This is a genomic window from Bergeyella zoohelcum ATCC 43767 (genome assembly GCF_000301075.1).
GTDB lineage: Bacteria > Bacteroidota > Bacteroidia > Flavobacteriales > Weeksellaceae > Bergeyella > Bergeyella zoohelcum.
The window spans coordinates 320,699-339,202 of sequence record NZ_JH932293.1; the positions used below are offsets into that span (position 1 = coordinate 320,699).

17 protein-coding genes are annotated in these 18,504 nt (G+C 36.6%); 5 read left to right on the forward strand and 12 right to left on the reverse strand.

Translation table 11 applies throughout. The features are described 5' to 3' along the window. The first annotated feature begins 20 nt into the window (after positions 1-20). Both accD and HMPREF9699_RS01455 read left to right on the forward strand, forming a co-directional pair. A complete protein-coding gene (gene accD, locus HMPREF9699_RS01450; protein ID WP_002661773.1) occupies positions 21-872 on the forward strand; it encodes an acetyl-CoA carboxylase, carboxyltransferase subunit beta in 852 nt (283 codons plus the stop codon). A 71-nt stretch (positions 873-943) separates the two neighbouring features. Beyond that, positions 944-1,456, forward strand: coding sequence for a DUF6973 domain-containing protein (locus HMPREF9699_RS01455; protein WP_002661775.1), 513 nt, complete (start codon positions 944-946; stop codon positions 1,454-1,456). 24 nt (positions 1,457-1,480) lie between these two features. Here HMPREF9699_RS01455 and HMPREF9699_RS01460 read toward each other — a convergent pair whose 3' ends face one another. After that, positions 1,481-3,925, reverse strand: a complete 2,445-nt coding sequence (locus tag HMPREF9699_RS01460; protein ID WP_002661776.1) for a bifunctional UDP-N-acetylmuramoyl-tripeptide:D-alanyl-D-alanine ligase/alanine racemase — start codon at positions 3,923-3,925, stop codon at positions 1,481-1,483. 118 nt (positions 3,926-4,043) lie between these two features. After that, on the reverse strand, positions 4,044-4,418 hold the full coding sequence (locus tag HMPREF9699_RS01465; protein ID WP_002661778.1) for a helix-turn-helix transcriptional regulator: 375 nt from the start codon (positions 4,416-4,418) through the stop codon (positions 4,044-4,046). A gap of 116 nt (positions 4,419-4,534) precedes the next feature. On the opposite strand from HMPREF9699_RS01465, the gene HMPREF9699_RS01470 reads away from it, so the two are divergent. From HMPREF9699_RS01470 to HMPREF9699_RS01480, 3 genes are read left to right on the forward strand one after another with little or no spacing between them, the layout of a single operon-like run. Further along, entirely contained in the window at positions 4,535-5,032 is a 498-nt protein-coding gene (locus HMPREF9699_RS01470; RefSeq protein WP_002661779.1) for a hypothetical protein, read from the forward strand. Positions 5,033-5,039: 7 nt separating this feature from the next. Continuing rightward, on the forward strand, positions 5,040-5,429 hold the full coding sequence (locus HMPREF9699_RS01475; RefSeq protein ID WP_002661781.1) for a hypothetical protein: 390 nt from the start codon (positions 5,040-5,042) through the stop codon (positions 5,427-5,429). A 2-nt stretch (positions 5,430-5,431) separates the two neighbouring features. Then, positions 5,432-5,857, forward strand: a complete 426-nt coding sequence (locus HMPREF9699_RS01480; RefSeq protein WP_002661782.1) for a hypothetical protein — start codon at positions 5,432-5,434, stop codon at positions 5,855-5,857. A gap of 46 nt (positions 5,858-5,903) precedes the next feature. On the opposite strand, the gene HMPREF9699_RS01485 is transcribed toward HMPREF9699_RS01480, so the two are convergent. The 10 genes from HMPREF9699_RS01485 to HMPREF9699_RS01530 form a co-directional block, all read right to left on the reverse strand. After that, positions 5,904-7,148 (reverse strand): DUF445 domain-containing protein, encoded by a 1,245-nt coding sequence (locus HMPREF9699_RS01485; protein WP_002661784.1) that lies wholly within the window; start codon positions 7,146-7,148, stop codon positions 5,904-5,906. Between the two features lie 62 nt (positions 7,149-7,210). Then, entirely contained in the window at positions 7,211-8,545 is a 1,335-nt protein-coding gene (locus HMPREF9699_RS01490) for a hypothetical protein (protein WP_002661786.1), read from the reverse strand. Positions 8,546-8,563: 18 nt separating this feature from the next. Next, positions 8,564-9,244 (reverse strand): c-type cytochrome, encoded by a 681-nt coding sequence (locus tag HMPREF9699_RS01495; RefSeq protein WP_002661787.1) that lies wholly within the window; start codon positions 9,242-9,244, stop codon positions 8,564-8,566. Then, complete coding sequence (locus tag HMPREF9699_RS01500) at positions 9,237-9,758, reverse strand: DUF3341 domain-containing protein (RefSeq protein ID WP_002661788.1); 522 nt, start codon at positions 9,756-9,758, stop codon at positions 9,237-9,239. The genes HMPREF9699_RS01495 and HMPREF9699_RS01500 overlap by 8 nt, the downstream gene beginning before the upstream one ends. Next, positions 9,745-11,139, reverse strand: coding sequence for an NrfD/PsrC family molybdoenzyme membrane anchor subunit (gene nrfD, locus HMPREF9699_RS01505; protein WP_002661790.1), 1,395 nt, complete (start codon positions 11,137-11,139; stop codon positions 9,745-9,747). The genes HMPREF9699_RS01500 and nrfD overlap by 14 nt, the downstream gene beginning before the upstream one ends. 43 nt (positions 11,140-11,182) lie before the next feature. Continuing rightward, positions 11,183-11,776 carry a DUF6705 family protein gene (locus HMPREF9699_RS10730; protein ID WP_002661791.1) on the reverse strand — a complete coding sequence of 198 codons (594 nt, stop codon included), beginning with the start codon at positions 11,774-11,776 and terminating at the stop codon, positions 11,183-11,185. A gap of 36 nt (positions 11,777-11,812) precedes the next feature. Further along, on the reverse strand, positions 11,813-12,382 hold the full coding sequence (locus HMPREF9699_RS01515) for a DUF6705 family protein (RefSeq protein ID WP_245946102.1): 570 nt from the start codon (positions 12,380-12,382) through the stop codon (positions 11,813-11,815). Positions 12,383-12,386: 4 nt separating this feature from the next. Beyond that, on the reverse strand, positions 12,387-13,739 hold the full coding sequence (locus HMPREF9699_RS01520) for a hypothetical protein (protein WP_002661795.1): 1,353 nt from the start codon (positions 13,737-13,739) through the stop codon (positions 12,387-12,389). 16 nt (positions 13,740-13,755) lie between these two features. Next, the gene (locus HMPREF9699_RS01525) at positions 13,756-16,830 is read right to left on the reverse strand and encodes a TAT-variant-translocated molybdopterin oxidoreductase (protein ID WP_002661796.1); all 3,075 of its coding nucleotides are present in this window, start codon (positions 16,828-16,830) and stop codon (positions 13,756-13,758) included. A 19-nt stretch (positions 16,831-16,849) separates the two neighbouring features. After that, on the reverse strand, positions 16,850-18,208 hold the full coding sequence (locus HMPREF9699_RS01530) for a c-type cytochrome (RefSeq protein WP_002661797.1): 1,359 nt from the start codon (positions 18,206-18,208) through the stop codon (positions 16,850-16,852). Positions 18,209-18,504 lie beyond the last annotated feature (296 nt).

The window sequence follows — 18,504 nt, forward strand, 5'->3', positions numbered from 1 at the left end:
TAAATATAATTATTACGCAGATGGCATTTGATTGGTTTAAAAGAAAAGCCCAAAACATTACCACTTCTACTGACCAGAAAAAAGATGTTCCTAAAGGGCTTTGGCATAAGACACCTTCAGGGAAAATAGTAGAGCATGAGGAGCTTAAGAGAAATAATTTCGTATCTCCAGAAGATGGTTTTCATGTAAGAATAGGAAGCCGTGAGTTTTTCTCCATTCTCTTTGATGATAGTAAATATAAAGAACTGGATACTAAGGTAGAAAGCATTGATATCTTAAACTTTAAGGATACTAAAGCCTATAGCGATAGACTGAAAGAGGTAAAATCTAAGACCAAACTGAATGACTCTATTTCTAACGCAGTAGGTAAGGTGAATGGCACGGAGATGGTCATTTCTTGTATGGATTTTGCTTTCATCGGAGGTTCTTTAGGTTCTGTAATGGGAGAGAAGATACGCCGAGCGATAGATTATTGTATCAAAAATAAATTACCATACATGATCATCTGTCAGTCAGGAGGAGCCAGAATGCAGGAGGCTACTTATTCACTGATGCAATTGGCAAAAGTGCAGAGTAAATTAGCACAATTGGCAGATGCTAAACTTCCTTATTTGGCTTACCTATGTGACCCTACATTTGGAGGAATTACCGCTTCTTTTGCTATGACTGCAGATCTTATTATGGCAGAACCTGGTGCACTCATCGGTTTCGCAGGTCCTAGAGTTATCCGTGAAACCATCGGTAAAGATTTACCTGAAGGTTTCCAAACATCAGAATTTTTACAAGAAAAAGGATTTGTGGATTTCATTGTAAAAAGAACAGAAATTAAGGAAACTGTTTCTAAAGCAGTAAACTTGCTTTATACCAAATAAAATCAACGCATTAACGCTGACTCTCACCTCTCACTGCTGAGGTGAGATTTTTTATACCATTATAAATATTCATGCAATCTTTAAAAGACATATTCCAAGCACTTTTTAGCCTTCATCCCAAACAACTTTTCCAGTTAGTACGCTTAGGGATTCAGCATCCTTTATTATGTATCCTCACATGGTATGCTACCTTTATTGCCTACCGAAAAGCATCAAAAATATATCCCAAAAAACATAGTAAAAATGGTAAGGAAAATGCGTTCAGACATGCTTTATGGACCAGTATGATTGCTAATTTTTGCACTAAAGTTACCTCTCCTCAAAAAGCAATGGACTTTAGCAAAAAAGCCACTGATCTGCACGAAGATTTATTTCCTAATACTCCGCTACAAAGGGCAATGGATTTACATAATAACCAGATAGGCCTCATGGTTTTCCAGCGAATTTTAAAAGGCGTACATAGGCAATTTATTGAAAAACAATTTCTCATTGATGAACTCCAAAAAATGCTCCCTAATGCTCAGCTGGTGCGTAACTTAGATGAAATCAAAGGAAATGAAATGATATATATAGAAAAATCTTAACAAATCAGGTCATATATCAGCCTACTAATCCTTTACATATACTCTTTTTACTCTTCTGGAAATAGAAGTAAGCACTTCATAAGGAATGGTTTTACAATAGTGAGCAAACTCCTCTAGAGATGGATGACCATTAAAAATAATGACCTCATCTCCTTCTTTAGCGGGAATATCCTCAATATTGACCATCATCATATCCATACATACACTTCCTACAATGGGAACAATGGCGTTTTTTATCCCCACAAAACCCACACCATTGCTTAATAGCCTTGGAATACCATCTGCATAGCCCACAGGAATAGTGGCAATTCTAGTGTCCTTTTCTGCTTTGTATCTTCGTCCATAGCTCACAGATACATCTTTTTTTATCTCTGAAATCTGAGAAATAACCGACTTAAAAGCCACCGCAGGTTGTAATAGAGGCTTTACCTTTTCATTATAGCAAATCCCGACCATCCCTATACCTATTCTCACCATATCATATTGATATTCTGGATAATTTAAAATACCTGAAGAATTCAAAATATGCTGAATAGGCGTATAGCCTAGCCCTTGGATAAGCCGCTCTGATTGCCTTTCAAAGACTTCGAATTGCTGAAGTGTATATTCTCTTTCCGCTGGAATATCTGCACTAGAAAGATGACTGAAAATACTCTTCACACGAATATTCATTTGTTTTAACCTTTGGATGAGCTCATCTAATTCATCTTCCTTAAAACCAAGCCTATGCATACCCGTCTCTAATTTAATATGAATAGGATAATCACCCACAAAATCCGCTTGCTTTAGTTGTTGGTAAAACAATTCTAATACTCTAAAACTATAAATATTAGGTTCAAGATTAAAATCAATTACCGCATTATAACTATGCTGTTCAGGATTCATCACAATAATGGGGGTAATGATGCCATTCTTTCTTAGCTCTACACCTTCGTCTGCCACTGCAACCCCTAGATAATCAATATGATGATGCTGTAAAAATTCTGCTATTTCGTACCCTCCCAAACCATAAGAATACGCTTTTACCATTGCCATCATCTTCGTTTCTGGACGAAGGAATGACTGATGTACCCTAATATTATGAAGCACCTTATTGAGATTCACCTCCAATACCGTTTCATGTTTTTGGAGTTCCAAATAGGTTTTTACTTTTTCCGTTTCGAACTTCCTTGCTCCTTTGAGAAGAATGAGCTGATTTTCTAATTTATTAAACTCCTGACTTTTAATCAGTTCAGAAATTTTATTAAAACTAAAACTCAATGCTTTGAAAAGCGATTGATATTTCTGAATCTCCTCCCCTACAAGGAATATCATATTAAAATTTTGTTCGTTGGTAAGGTCAGCCACCTCTTTATACAGCTCATCAGCATTGTGTTTTTCTACGAAATCCGTAATAATCAATACCTTATTAGGTTTATTATATTCCTTAATAAATTGGTAAGCTATTTTAAGAGAGTCTAAATCAAGATTAAAAGAATCATTGATAATAAGGTTATTACGGATACCATTTACCGCTTCTAAACGCATTTCTACGCTCTTTAAATGATGAATTTTCTCAATGATTTTTTCCCGAGCATAACCCAAATGGTACAAAACGGTAATCACCGCCAAAGCATTCACTAAAGTAGCCTCATCTCTTTGATGAACGGGAAAAGAAAACACTTCCCCCAAGCAGGTAACGGTAATATCTTTCGTTCTATCTTTCCAATCTGAAATGATATGAACATCATTGTGCTTTCCAAACCCATAAGAGATTAAATGTTTACTTGAATATTTTTCATTTAATATACTAAATGCCAAATCATTATCCCCATTAAAAACAATTACTTCAGAATTTTTAAATAGCGTAATTTTCTCTTCTATAAGCTGTTTTTCATTTTGAAAATGAGCGATATGTGCCGAACCGATATGCGTAAGAATGCCTATTTTAGGAGAAAAAATCTCCTGAAGTTTTTCCATTTCATTGGGCTTAGAAATGCCCACCTCAAAAATCCCTAACTGATGAGATGCATTAATTTTCAATAAAGACAAAGGCAATCCCAATTGGGAATTAAAACTCTTGGGACTTTTCACACAAGAAAAATCATCGGATAAACTCTGATAAAGCCACTCTTTGACAATGGTTTTTCCATTGCTTCCCGTAACACCTATGCTACTGATATTGTATTGATTAAAATGATATCGGGCTAATTTTTGTACAAAATCAATGGCATTTTCTACTAAAAGCCAAGAAACTTCATCATTATCAATCGTTTTTTGCTCAGCAATAATTACATGAATACCTTTTTCAATGGCAGATGCAATGTATTTTTCTCCATTATTTTTCTCCGTTTTGATGGCTAAAAAAGCCGTATCCTGCACAGAATAAATAATACGGCTATCAAATGCCAAATTCTTTACCACCTTATTAGGGTCCCCTATCAGCTGAGCATTGGCAATTTCTGCAAGTTGTTGAGCGGTGTATTTCATTTGCTATGACTTTATTGTTCTCTTTTCAAAAAAGGGTCAATAAATGAGAAAATTTTATTCCTCATCCTCCCACTTAATTTCTTTCTCTCTTTCTTCAACATTAAATGAGAGTAGAGTTTTACTTATTCCTGTCTCTCAGATACTGAATTTCGCTTTTAAGTTGCTCTATAAGCTCATCTTTTACTCTGATAAGCTGATCTGTAATTTCTTTATTTTCTTGATAAAAATTTTCAATCTTTTGCTGAAAAATACTTTCATTATTATAGTTATTTTGCACAAAAGCGTTTTTATCTACACTCAAAAATTCCTCAATGGGCGTTTCTAAAATAGCGGAAATACGAAAAAGTCTTTCTACAGTAAGTTTAGTTTCCCCTGTTTCTATTTTTCGGTAGGCAGCAGGCGTAAGCTCCAGTTCATCTGCCATATTCTCGTAAGTGTATCCTTTCCGGCTTCTATACTGAGTAATTTTATCGATAATTTTTTCTATTTCCATATTTTTGTTTTTACCAAAAGTAAAAATTTTTATACTAATAGTAAAATTATTTTACAAAAAGTTAGTTTAATCATAATGACTAGATGATATTTTTGTAACTTAAAATTTTATTTAGCATGAATATCAAAACTTTATCTATTTTGATGGCCATAGGGACTACCATGGTTTCTTGTGGTTCATGGGTAAGAATAGGAGACCTTACTTCCATCAGTAATCGTAATATAGACGATAGTAAGAAATATGTACTCCTCCATAGAGATGTGGAAGCCGTTACTTCCTCCAGCTCTGATGCAATGGAACAAGCCATAGATGAAATCACAAAGAAGCACGAAGGTGAATTTGTAAGAAATGTAAAAGTCTATGTAAAAGATAATGGTAAAAAGGTAAAAGTAATAGGCGATGTATGGGGAACTCAAAGTACCAATGTCAATGTAATCGCTTCGGCAAATGCAAATATCCAATTAGAAATAGGAGACGCTGTAGTTTTTAAACAAAACGGAAAAATCATTGATGGAAGAATTATCGGTATTAATTCAAACAAACTCATCATTGAATATGGTAAAGGTAAAAAAACAGAGCTTAAATTTGACCAAGTAACAAAAACCAATAAATAATAATACCATGAAGAAAACTCTATTCTTTTCACTTTTAGCTTCGCTATTCATATTGTTTCATTCTTGTAGAAAAGAGGATGATAAAATAGCTGAAACCATTGTAAATATAAAAGTTCAAGACATTTCTGGAGCCAAACAAGGCGTTACGGTATATATGTTCAAAAAAGACCGTGGACCTGGTACTACATTTTTTAAGCCTTTTTTTGCAGACAAAACTGTAGTTACAGAAAGTAATGGTGTAGCGACTTTCAAGCTACAAGAGGTGTATGATTTAGAAGTAATTAATCATCAAAGTACGCTTTATTTCGGAGTATTTGATAATAATACCCCAATAGGGCATGTAGGAGTAACCATTGAAAAAGGACAAACTAAATCCGCAACCATTAATTTACAATAATCATGAAGAAAATTGTATTTATTTTTTCAATGGCACTTGCCATCATAGGATGTAGAGAAGAAAGTACCCATGAAACAAGCACCAGTTCTTCCTCTACTTCATCTACGGTTACTACCACTACTTCGGCAAAAATTACGGTATTAAAAAGCCCGAATAGCACTCCTCAGAAAAACATTTCAGTATTGATGTTTAAGAGCAAACCATCTATTACTGAAGCATTGCCTACTATTCTAAAAGAAGTAGTTACAAATGATAAGGGAGAAGCCGTTTTTGATTTATCCTCCATGGTAATTTCTAGTACAGGAGAGAAGTTCTATTTTGGAGCTTTCAGAAAAAATGGGGATAGCTATGTGCTTTTATCCACCTACTTTCCAGAGCTTACCATAAAGAAAAATGCAATTTCTTCTACTTATATCATTATTCAATAACCAAAAAATCCGCTTCCAATGAAAGCGGATTTTTTTGAATTATTTCTCAGCTACAATAATAAACAATAGTATAAATAATAAGCCCTACCAGTCCTCCTACTATCGTACCATTGATTCTAATAAACTGAAGGTCTTTGCCCACTTCTAATTCCAGCTTATTAGAAAGCTCCTTTCCTTCCCAATTTCCCACGGTGGAGCTAATTAATGTCCCAAACCGATGCCTATTTTTTAAGATAGTTTTGTATGCCGTAACGCGTACCCAATGGTCTATTTTATGCTGTAACTGTGCATTGGTTTGCAATTGTTCTGAAAATGATGATAAATTTTTGAGCAAATAAGTTTTTAGTAAAGAATTTTCACTTTCTAACGCTTCCATCAGCGTTCGTTTCAGAGATTGCCAAATATCTTTAGTGTATAATGCTATCGTATCCGATTTTAAAATCTCTTTTTTTGCCTTTTCAAATTCCATTTGCCACTTTTCATTGGTTTTCACCTCACCTATGAAAGTCTGTAATTGATGCGTAATTTCTCTCCTTAAATCATGATATGCATTCTGTTCTACTTCTTCAAAATATTGCATCAATCCTCTAGTAATTTTCCCCGCAATAGCATCATCCACAAATTTAGGAATAATAGAAAAACTTTCTTTTTGCACCCTTTCTTGAATTATCTCTTGATGATTGGAAATATAATTTTTAATTTCCTTCGCAAGTGTAGTAATGAGTTTTTGGTGCATATTTTTCTGTAAAGCATAATCTAAACCATTCCCCACAATGGTATTCATTTTCAGCTCAGCAATCATTTCTTCCGCCTTAGCATGAATTACCTTTAGCACCATTTCATCTTCTAATTTCTGAACAATACCCAAAGCAATGTCTGAAATCTGCTCCACCAAAATCTTTTGATTTTGCTTTTTAGCCAGCCACTCTCCTATACCTGCGGAAACTTTGAGTTGCACTATAAACGGTCTAATACTCTGTGGTGAGAGAAAATTTTCTACTACGAAATTACCAAGATTATCTCCTATCTGGTCTTTTTTATTTTGAATGAGATTGGTATGCGGAATTTTTAATCCCAGAGGATAATGAAACAATGCGGTAACGGCAAACCAATCTGCCAGAGCCCCCACCATTGCTGCCTCAGAAAAAGCTCTTACAAAACCTATCCATGGAGCGTTATTCGTTTTTTGCAGGACGGTCATTACTATAAAAATAACCGCCATGAGAGTGAATAATCCTGTAGCGAAAAATTGATACTTTCTCAGTTGTTGCTTTTTTTGTTGTTCAGTCATACAGCAAATTTAAACAAAAAAGCCCTCATTCAGAGGGCTTTAAATATATTCTTTTTTCCTATTTAGAAAGGATATTCATAGATTTCCGATTCTTTGAGGTAAGGGTTTCCTGTAGGAATGAGTTTCAACTTGCTCAACATAGTAAATACTACGAAGATGAATAATCCCATTACAAATAAGATTGCCCCAATGACTACCAAGAAAGAATCTACCGACTGCCAGTACGGACCTACAGTACCTGGATATACCATATTAAAATAATCCCAAATATGTCCAAACACTACGATAAATGCCATGGTGGTTACCACTTTATAATTTCTCTTGATGCTTGAAGATACCATTACTAATAATGGAATCAAGAAGTTAGGAATAAGCATTGGCAAGAATAGTCCCTTATAGAATTCAAATCTTCCAAAGAAATAGTTCACTTCCTCTGGTACATTAGCATACCAATAAAGCATAAACTGAGCAAACCAAGTATATGTCCAGAGCATAGAAGTAGCGAAAAGGAATTTACCTAAATCATGCAAGTGGTTATCATTAAACTGTGGCAAGAATCCATTTTTCTTTAGATATACCGAAATGATGATGATTACCGCTACTGCACTTGACAAGCAAGATACCATAGAGTACCAAATATACATTGTAGAATACCAGTGAGAGTCAATAGACATCAACCAATCCCAAGCCCAAGCTGCAGATGCAAAACCAAAGAAGGCAATATATCCTACTGACCATCTGTAAAGGTATTGATATTCTCTTAAAGATTTTGTTTCATCTACCTTGCGAGACTGAGAACGAAGTTTCCAAGCAAAGAAAGATGCACCAGCCACATAAATGATATTTCTAATCACATACGACGGAATGTTCAAATATTTGCTTTTCTCAAACAATATGGCATCAAACTTCGGGCTATTCATATCCACTACCTCTGGATCCATCCAGTGGAAAAGATGCCCCACATGGGTAACATTGAGAATCATGATGATGATTACTATAGCCCCCCCCCAAGGGATATAAGCACCTATGGCCTCCATTACTCTAGTAATAATAATAGACCATCCAGCGTGTGCTGCGTGCTGAATACTATAGAAGAACATTACTGCACAAGCCAATCCAAAGAAAAATACAGACACAAAATGAATGGCTGCAATAGGACGATTATGCACCTGATGCATCGCTGCTTCCAAATGTCCTTCATGATCATCATGAGCTATTTTCATCTCACTTGAGTTGGAGGGAGCATGGTGACCATGAGCATTTACTTCCTCCATCATTTGAGCAACTTGTTCCTTTCCAATACCGTGATTAATAAAATATCCTCCAACGAACAATACCGCCCCTAATACTAACATGATTAAGGAAATGGAGCGTAATTTTGGTGAAAAACTATACATTGTTTCTTAGTTTAAATATTATTTAGTGGCAACTGAATCTTGAGCAACAGCAGTAGGAGCAGGAGCCATTCCTCCTTTGAAAGCATCCATTACATACATTGCAACTCTCCATCTATCACCAGGTTGTAACTGACCAGCATAAGACCCCATCGCATTTCTACCATTTACCAATACATAGTGTACAGAGCCTAATGTGATTTCTCTATCTTTATAATTAGGAACTCCTGAATAAGCACCGCTTACCACAATAGAACCTTGTCCATCTCCTGCAGCACCATGACAAGCACCACAAGTTCTCTCATAAAGCACCTTACCTCTGGCCAAATCCTTCTCACGATTTTTAGGATCAAGAGGGGAAACAGTGATAGACTTAGAAGCATCATACCCTGCGTTATATTCATCAGGGGTAAGAATTTTGCTACTATTTACCTCTACTATATGCTCTATATTTCTCGGTACGGTACCATCTACTGGTGTTAATGCAGTAGCTCCATTCTGTGCCACAAAAGCAGGAATTTCATTATCGTGTTTAGAATAAGCATCTTCCGCTTTTTGTAGTGGGTCATATGCTACCGGAAAATACATATCTGGAAACCATACCAAAGGGGTATTTTCTTTCGGGCCACAAGAATTTAGCACTACACCAGTGATTCCTAATACAGATGCGATTTTTAATATATTCTTTTTCATATTATGCATCTTTTACAGTTATTTCTTCTACTCCAGTTTCAATGAACACTTGTTTTACAGCCTCCAAGTTATCCGATTTAATTTCAATCAAAAATTTATCATCCGTAGTTCTTGGATCTGGATTCTGAGCAGGTGCCATAGGATACATTTTGTTTCTCACAAAGAAAGTAAGTGACATCATGTGTGCTGCAGAGAATACCATAAGCTCAAACATTGGTACCACGAAGGCAGGCATATTTTCTGCCCAGGAAAAAGCAGGTTTACCACCAATGTTTTGAGGCCAATCATGGTTCATCGTGTACCATGAAAGTAAAATACCTATCGTTACTCCATATACTGCATAGCAAAATGCTGCATCAGATATTCTTGTTTTGCGTAAGCCCAGTGCCTTATCAAGTCCATGGACAGGAAATGGCGTATAGACTTCGCTGATTTCTATTCCTTTCTCTCTGAAAGAATGCACGCCTTTCATCATATCATCATCGTCGGCGTAGAGTCCGTAAATAATTTTAGTGGTGCTCATCTCCTTCTTTTGCTTTATAAGTTTCACCTGAAATTTTCAAAATAGACTTTAATTCTGCCTGTGCAATCACAGGGAAAGTCCTTGCGTACAATAGGAATAATACTCCGAAGAATCCTATCGTTCCTAAATATACCCCTACATCAATGATGGTAGGTTTAAACATCGTCCATGAACCTGGTAGGTAGTCTCTAGAAAGGTTGATTACAATAATGTCAAATCTCTCAAACCACATACCGATATTGATAATCAATGCAATGATAAATGTAGCAAAGATATTAGTTCTTACTTTCTTAAACCAGAATAGTGCTGGAACTACTAAGTTACAAATAATGAGTGAGTAGAATGCCCACCAGTAAGGTCCTGTAGCTGCCCCATGCGTAAGGTAAGCAAAGTCTTCATATCTACTTCCTGAGTACCAAGCGATGAAGTACTCACACGCGTAAGCTACGGTTACCATACCGCCCGTAATGATGATTACAATATTCATAATCTCAATATGGTACATGGTAATATAATCCTCTAAATGACACACTTTTCTTGCAATCAAAAGAAGTGTTTGTACCATAGCAAACCCTGAGAATACTGCACCCGCTACGAAGTAAGGTGGATAGATGGTAGAGTGCCATCCTTTAATTACCGAAGTAGCAAAGTCAAAAGATACGGTAGTGTGTACCGAGAATACAAGTGGCGTAGCCAAACCCGCCAATACCAAAGATACCTCTTCAAATCTTTGCCAATGTTTTGCCTTACCTCCCCATCCGAAAGAAAGGAAAGTGTAGATTTTCTTTGTCCAAGGTGTTTTCGCTCTATCTCTGATCATCGCAAAGTCTGGAATAAGACCGATGAACCAGAACACGGTAGATACCGAGAAGTAGGTAGAAATTGCGAATACATCCCAAAGTAGTGGGGAGTTAAAGTTCGTCCATAGAGAACCGAACTGGTTAGGCACAGGGAATACCCAGTATCCTACCCATACTCTACCCATGTGAATCACTGGGAAAAGTGCCGCCTGCACTACGGCGAAGATGGTCATCGCTTCCGCAGAACGGTTTACAGACATTCTCCATCTTTGTCTAAATAATAACAATACTGCGGAGATGAGTGTACCCGCGTGCCCAATACCTACCCACCATACGAAATTGGTAATATCCCAACCCCAGTTGATGGTTCTATTGAGTCCCCACGCACCGATACCCGTACCGATGGTATAAGCAATACAACCAAATCCGTAAATAAAAAGAACTAATGATGCGTAAAATGCAATCCACCAGAGTTTTCCAGCGCGTTCTTCTATAGGTCTTGCAATATCTTCCGTGATATCGCGGTAAGTTTTGTGACCAATAATTAAAGGTTCCCTTATCGGGGCTTCGTAATGTGACATATTACTATACTTGTATTATTTAACTCTTTTTTATCTTATTCTCTCACTGCCTCATCAATACAAACTCTTCCTCCGATTTGGGAAAAGTCGCTCTAAAAGTAGGAGGACAAAGTCCCTTCAATATATCTCTATGTGTATAATATTTCGCTATCATCCTATTAGGATTGTTGGGATCTACTTTTATATACACAAAACCACTATTTATACATCCCTCAGGAGCATCTCCTCCAAAATGAAAATGATACCATTGAGGCTCTTTTTTCTTAAAGGAATACCCTCTTAATCCCGTTTCATTATCATTAGGTTCATCAAAAGTATTGTATATTATACTGCTTTTGGCATCTCTCACTCTTAATCTCCCTAAAAGCCTATCTCTTTTTTTTTCGCTACCTTGATATTCGAAATATCGTATACCTTTGTTTAACTTCAATTCATAAACATTTCCTTGAAAACTTCCTTTCCAAATACCTTCAAACTTATTCAAAGAACCATTGGTATCCTTTTCGTAAGTGTACTGTGATGGCTTTAGATAAAGCCCTTCCTCCAACGATACGACTTGCCCCTTAATCAGCAAAGTTACAAATCCCAATATTATTATTGCTATATTTCTGATAGTATCGTTTTTAATATCAGGCATTTCTCTTCATCCTCCTCTTCTTTACCAACAAAAATCCTACTGCTTCATCAATACAAATTCTTCCTCCGATTTGGGAAAAGTTGCTCTAAAAGTAGGAGGACACGGTCCCTTCAATATATCTCTATCTGTATAATATTTCGCTATCATCGTATTAGGATTGTTGGGATCTATTTTTATATATACAGTACCTCTGTTCATACATCCCTCAGGAGCATCTCCTACAAAATACATTCTGTACCACGATATATCTTTTTTATAAAAACTCAAACCATTAAACCAAGTTTCTTCATCATTGGGTTCATCAAAAGTATTAAAAACAACTGTACCTCTAGCATCTCTCACTCTTAATCTTCCTAATAATTCATCCTTCTTTTTATAATTTCCATCATGATATTGAAAATTTTCAACTCTCTTGACGAATTTAAACTCATAGGTGTTCCCTTGAAAACTCCCTTTCCAAGTACCCAAATATTTATCAAGAAGCCCATTAACATCTTTTTTATAAGTATAATGAGACGGCTTGATGTGATCCGCTTCTAAAGGAACAACCTGCCCCTTAATCAGCAAAGTTACAAATCCCAATATTATTATTGCTATATTTTTCATAGTATTAACATTCTGTTGTTTTGATCCAAGTTCCTCTATCATTGAGTTTTATTTCTTTATTCTTGTCTTTTCTATCCATTTTATAAAGACTTACCCCTTTCAAACTCATTTTATTTTGGAGAAATTGTAAAAATGGCAATTCTAAATTTGGAGCATAGGTAATATCATACTCACTTTTCTCAAACATTTGCGCATACTCTTTACTAATTTTTTTCATTTCAGTTTCTGTAAAAGTTTTAATATCTTCCTCTCTACCTGTAAATCTCAATTGATAATTGCCACTGCTACTTATCATAATCATATACACATCGCTTAGAGCTCTACCTTTCTCAGCTGCATTCCTTACCATATCCATAAAATAATCCACATCAGCAGGAGAAAACATTTTCACACCACTATCGGAATCTATATGGGTGTGCATTACACCATAAATATCCTTATAATCTTCAATCCTTGGATTAGGAAGTCCCAAAGAGTGGGCTTGACTACCATTAGAAGCATGAGAATCGTCGTAGTAAACATATTCCCCCTCGTTTCTTTGGATGTATCCAGTTTCCTTTGATAGACCAGTATTATTTTTTAATTTTTCAATACTTTTATTGAAGTCTATACTATTTCTTTGTTGCTTGATTTTATTACATGGATCTTGGTGGTCTTTTGGTTTTGGATCGCCACCGCCACCACCACCGCCTATATTTCCTGAGTAACTACAATCATTAAAGTCACCACATCCTCCAGAATCTGAGCCATAATCATAGTAAGAAGTAAAAAAATAATATCTCGGACTTCTTGGAGGTGCAGAAATAACAACTTCTTCTATATCACATACATCCTCTCCTGTACATCTCACCTTTGCTACCATCCCTCTATTGTAGGAAAGCTGTTCGGTTTTCGGTTTGCCCAGTTGCTCCAAAGCTACATTCATCTTTTCCTTAAACTCATCATGGTACTCTGTTTGTGGGGAGATAATATAGCTCCCTAGCACTGTTCGGTCTTCACTCAGCGTTACACCAAAAATATCTCTTACCCTCCCATGCTCTACCAATGGATAGAGCACCCAAACTTCACCATTACCCATCATGGGTTCAGTGTAAATATTCCATTCTATATAAGGCGTATTTTGCCTCAACTTAGCATCCTTGCCAAGCACTAAAGGAGTAAACTTTTTATTTTTAGTATGCTGAATAGAGTCTCTCCTTTGGAATAAATCTCTGAACTTGCTCCCATACGGAAAGCCCTCCTTATGTGTCTCTCCTAAAGTTCTAAAATATTGGCTTCGCTGGGTTTCTTCCAACCACTGCTCTTCTGTTCTACAGCCTATCAACAATAAAATTAACAATACCCCTATATACCTCATTGCAAACTTACAATATTTACACTTCTTCTTTTCTATTTCTTACTTTTACATGATAGAATACATTCGGCTTCGTACCGATTTCTTCTAACAAGTGGTATCTTCTGGTGTCTGCGAAAAGCTCACGAACTTTAGATTCTTTATCATTCATATCTCCGAATCTCATCGCCCCTGTAGAACAAGCTGTACTACATGCACAAGCGTCGTTAAACTCATCATCAGTTACCTTTCTACCCTCTTTTTTAGCCTCTAAAATAGCTGCCTGAGTAGATTGGATACATAGAGAACATTTCTCCATTACCCCTCTGGTTCTTACTACCACATCTGGATTCAATACCATACGACCGAGGTCATTATTCATATTGAAGTCAAACTTATCGTTCATATTGTAAGTAAACCAGTTAAATCTACGCACTTTATATGGACAGTTGTTCGCACAATATCTCGTACCGATACATCTATTGTACGCCATTTGGTTTTGCCCTTGCTTACCGTGGGAAGTTGCGGCTACTGGACAAACCGTTTCACACGGAGCGTGGTTACAGTGCTGACACATAATTGGTTGGAAAATCACATCTGGGTTTTCAGCAATTTCTGATAGAGCCCCTTTCTTACCTGTGATATGGTTTCCATACATATCTGGAACATCCATTCCTTTCGCTACCGCCTCTTCTGGTTTTAATTTTTGAACCGCAGAGTAGTATCTATCAATACGCAACCAATACATATCACGAGACATTCTTATCTCTTCCTTACCTACTACTGGCGTATTATTTTCTGCCTGACAAGCGATAACACAAGCTCCACAACCTGTACAAGCGTTTAAGTCAATAGACAAGTTAAAATGTACACCATCCGTATCATCAAACTCATCCCAAAGGCTGATTTTTCCTGCTGGGAGAGAGCCATTGAGCGTATGATATTCCAATGGTTTGTTCCAACCGTTTTTAGCATCATCGAAAGGTACATTGATGAAATCTTGAAGAGAAACTTCTCTTGCAATTTCATAACGACCCATCAAAGTATTTTGTAGCTGCATTCCTGCAAACTCATGTTCAGCACCTGTTTTATCTAACTTCACATTCCCTACCCATAGAGATTTTCCGTCAAATAAAGGATATGCATTGACCCCCGTTTCTGCTACTTTTCCGTGGTCTTTTTTACCATAACCCAACGCTAAACCAAATGAACCATCCGCTTGACCTGGCTGAATGAACACAGGTACATTTTCTAAGGCAACACCATTTGCACTGACTTTTACTACATCACCATTGAGCTGCATACGAGCATTTAAGTGATTCTCAAGCCCTAGTTTTTCTGCATCCTTAGGAGAAATGGTAAGATAGTTATCCCAAGAAAGACGAGTAATCGGGTCTGGAAGTTCTTGTAACCAAGGGTTATTCGCCTGAGTACCATCTCCCATACCAGTCTTAGTATAAAGATTGATTTCAAACTCAGATTCTTTAATCTCTTGAATTTCTGCCAAAGCCTGAGCTGCATTACCTCCTGCGTAAGATAGTGTATTACCTGCCGCCACTTCGTTATAACCATTATAAAGTGCTTGGTTAAATGAAGTAGTACCAAGAATCTCTACCGCATGGGCTTTCAAATATTCATAATAGTTATTATTCGCATGGTTTTTACCATTTAACCATACCAATAGTGATTCCTCTATCTGTCTTGATTTATAAATTTTCTGAATAGTAGGCTGAATCAGTGCATACACCCCTGTTTGAGGCATAATATCTCCCCAGCTTTCTAACCAGTTGGCAACAGGGATTACCACCTTAGCTGCCTTATACATTTCATTCTTCTTATCAGTAACTGCTACTACAGTACCTACTTTTTTAAGTGCTTCACTAAACTGAGCTCCTTTATTAGAAGAATAAATTGGGTTTACATTATTGGTAATGAGTACGCCCACCTGCCCTGCATTCATAGATGCTAAGAACTGTTGGTAAGCCACATCATTGTATTCTCTAAGGAAATTTGCCTTACCTGTGAAGGCCACAGCACCCAATTTCGCATTAATCAAATGTGCAAGCACATGAGCAGATTTATTTCCATCTGCTAAAACCACAGCCTTATTTCCTTTTGCTAAAAGTTCTTTTGCAATATCATTTGCTATTTTATCTGAAGACGAAGCTCCTGAAACAATTTTGTAAACTTCTGCTAAAGTTTTAGCTACTTTGCTTGGCTTCAATGGAATTCTAGTATCCGAATTGGCTCCTGTGAGAGACATATTAGATTCTACCTGAATATGTCTAAGCATATTTGCACCCGGTTTACGAGCTGCACCATAAGATTTTTCCAAAGAAGCACCGTTATAATCTCCTAAGAAATCTGCACCGAAAGATACTATCAATTCAGATTGAGAAAGATCATATACAGGTAATGCTCTCGTTCCGAATACCTCCTCTGCAGCATCAAGTCCTGCTGAAAAAGGAATGGCATCATAAGTTACTAACTCAGCATTAGAATATTTGGCTTTAAACTCAGCAAATAATTTCTTAAATGTAGGCGAAGCGAAAGAATGAGAAAGTACTACAATTTTCTTCCCTGAAACCTGTGCATCATTTAAGGCTTTGATAACTACATCATCTACTTTATCAAAAGTTTCATCCTTACCATTCAAAGCCGGTTGCTTCACTTTATCATTATCATAGAGTGAAAGTATCGCCGCCTGAGCTCTTGCGGAAGTACATCCTAAATCACCTGCCTGAGGGTTTGGTTCTATTTTGATAGGTCTTCCTTCTCTAGTTTTTACAAGAACACTTGCAAAATCAAACCCATCAAAGAAAGAAGTTGCATAAAAATTAGGAACACCAGGAGTGATGCTATGCGGTTTTACCACATAAGGTATCGTTTTAATCACTGGTGCCTCACATGCTGCCAAAGTAACTGCAGCGGTAGAGAAACCTAAGAGTTTTAGGAAATCTCTTCTTGAAGTAGAACCTCCATTAAGTTTTTCCTCATCTCCTAAGAATTCATCTACAGGAATTTCATTTTGAAATTCTTTTTGTGCAAGATTCGCCGTAAGAGACGGATCTTTTAGTTCATGAATACTTCTGAATTGTATTTTATTTGAAGCCATTGTACACTTCTTATTTTAATTAATAATGACATTTACCACACTCTAGACCACCAATAGCGTCCACTGTAATCTTACCTTCTTTAGAAGGATATTGTTTTTTCAGTTTTTCGTGTAAGTTTTTGAAATACTCTTTATTATGTCCGTTGTTCATATCCACTTCTGTAGTACGGTGACATTCTATACACCATCCCATTGTGAAGTCATTCGCCATTTGTACCACATTCATTGTATCTACCTTACCATGACATGCTTTACAAACCACATCAATTTGGTCTTTAGGGTTTTTCTTGTTATGAGAACTGATGATAGCCTGTTCACCTGCCACCACATGCTGTGCGTGACTAAAGAATACAAAGTCTGGCATATTGTGAATTCTCACCCACTCAATAGGTTCTGTTTTACCTGTATAAGACTGAGTAGCAGGATCCCAACCAGCTGCTTTATAGATTTTCTGAATTTCAGCATCATAGAAAGCCTTATCTTTTCCTGGCTCAAAATATTTACCATTGTATTCAGAAATAGAACGGTGACAGTTCATACAAACATTTACAGAAGGGATTTCAGACACCTTTCCATATTTTGCAGAAGAGTGACACATCTGACAGTCTATCTTATTATCACCTGCGTGAATTTTGTGAGAGAAATGAATTGGCTGTTCTGGCTTATATCCTTTGTACACCCCTATCCACATTAAGCCATTCCACACACCATAAAGTGCCAAGAGTGCAAGAAGCCCAATTCCCGCATTGGCAAATTTCTTATACTTTTCAAAAAGCTCACCTACAGATTGAATTCTTGTAGCATTGAGTTCTGCCAACTCTGGCGACTGCTGTACTTTTACAAGTTTTCTAAGCTGGAATAATACCCAAATGAGCAAACCTACAATAGATAGCAAAGAAATCAATACGATAGTAGAATTCATTTTTGCTTTTTCAGCTGCTTCTAACGCCGCTACAGAATTCGTATCGGCCGCAGCCTCTGCTACTGGCTCTGGAGCAGGCGGATTAGTAGTATATTCCAAGATATCCGTAATATCTTGCTCTGATAAAGCAGGAAAGGCGGTCATTTCCACCTTATTAAACTTCTCGAAAATCTCATTCGCGTATTTATCGCCAGATTCTCTTAAAGCCTTACTGTCTTTAATCCACTTCTGAAGCCATTGCTCATCTAAATTCTGCTCTGTTTTTAACCTTTCCACAACGCCTCCTAACGCAGGACCAATAACTTGCTTATCTAATGCGTGACAAGCTGTACAATTGGTCTTAAAGAGCTGTTCACCCTTTTTAGCATCGCCTTGTGCAAACACAGAAGCACCAGCACCCCATAGCAAACTAAGTGCTAAAAGTCCTCTTTTCAAATGCTTTTTCCAAGTAACCATTTATTTAAAACTTGATTTTATATTAAATACAATTATGTAAATATACATTCAGTTGGGCAAAAGTAACAATTTTAACACGAAATTAACAGCCAGCCCAACCTGCAAAATATCATTTTCAGTTAATTTGTAACGATTCTAAATTATCAAATACCAAACAAAACCTTCACCATTCTCCCGCTCATCATAATAACTTTATTCCAGACAAACCAATACAATTCTTTTTAAAATTTTAAATTTATCAACATTTTATCGCTCATCCTTGTTATTTAATTCAAAAATTCATACCTTCGAAGCAA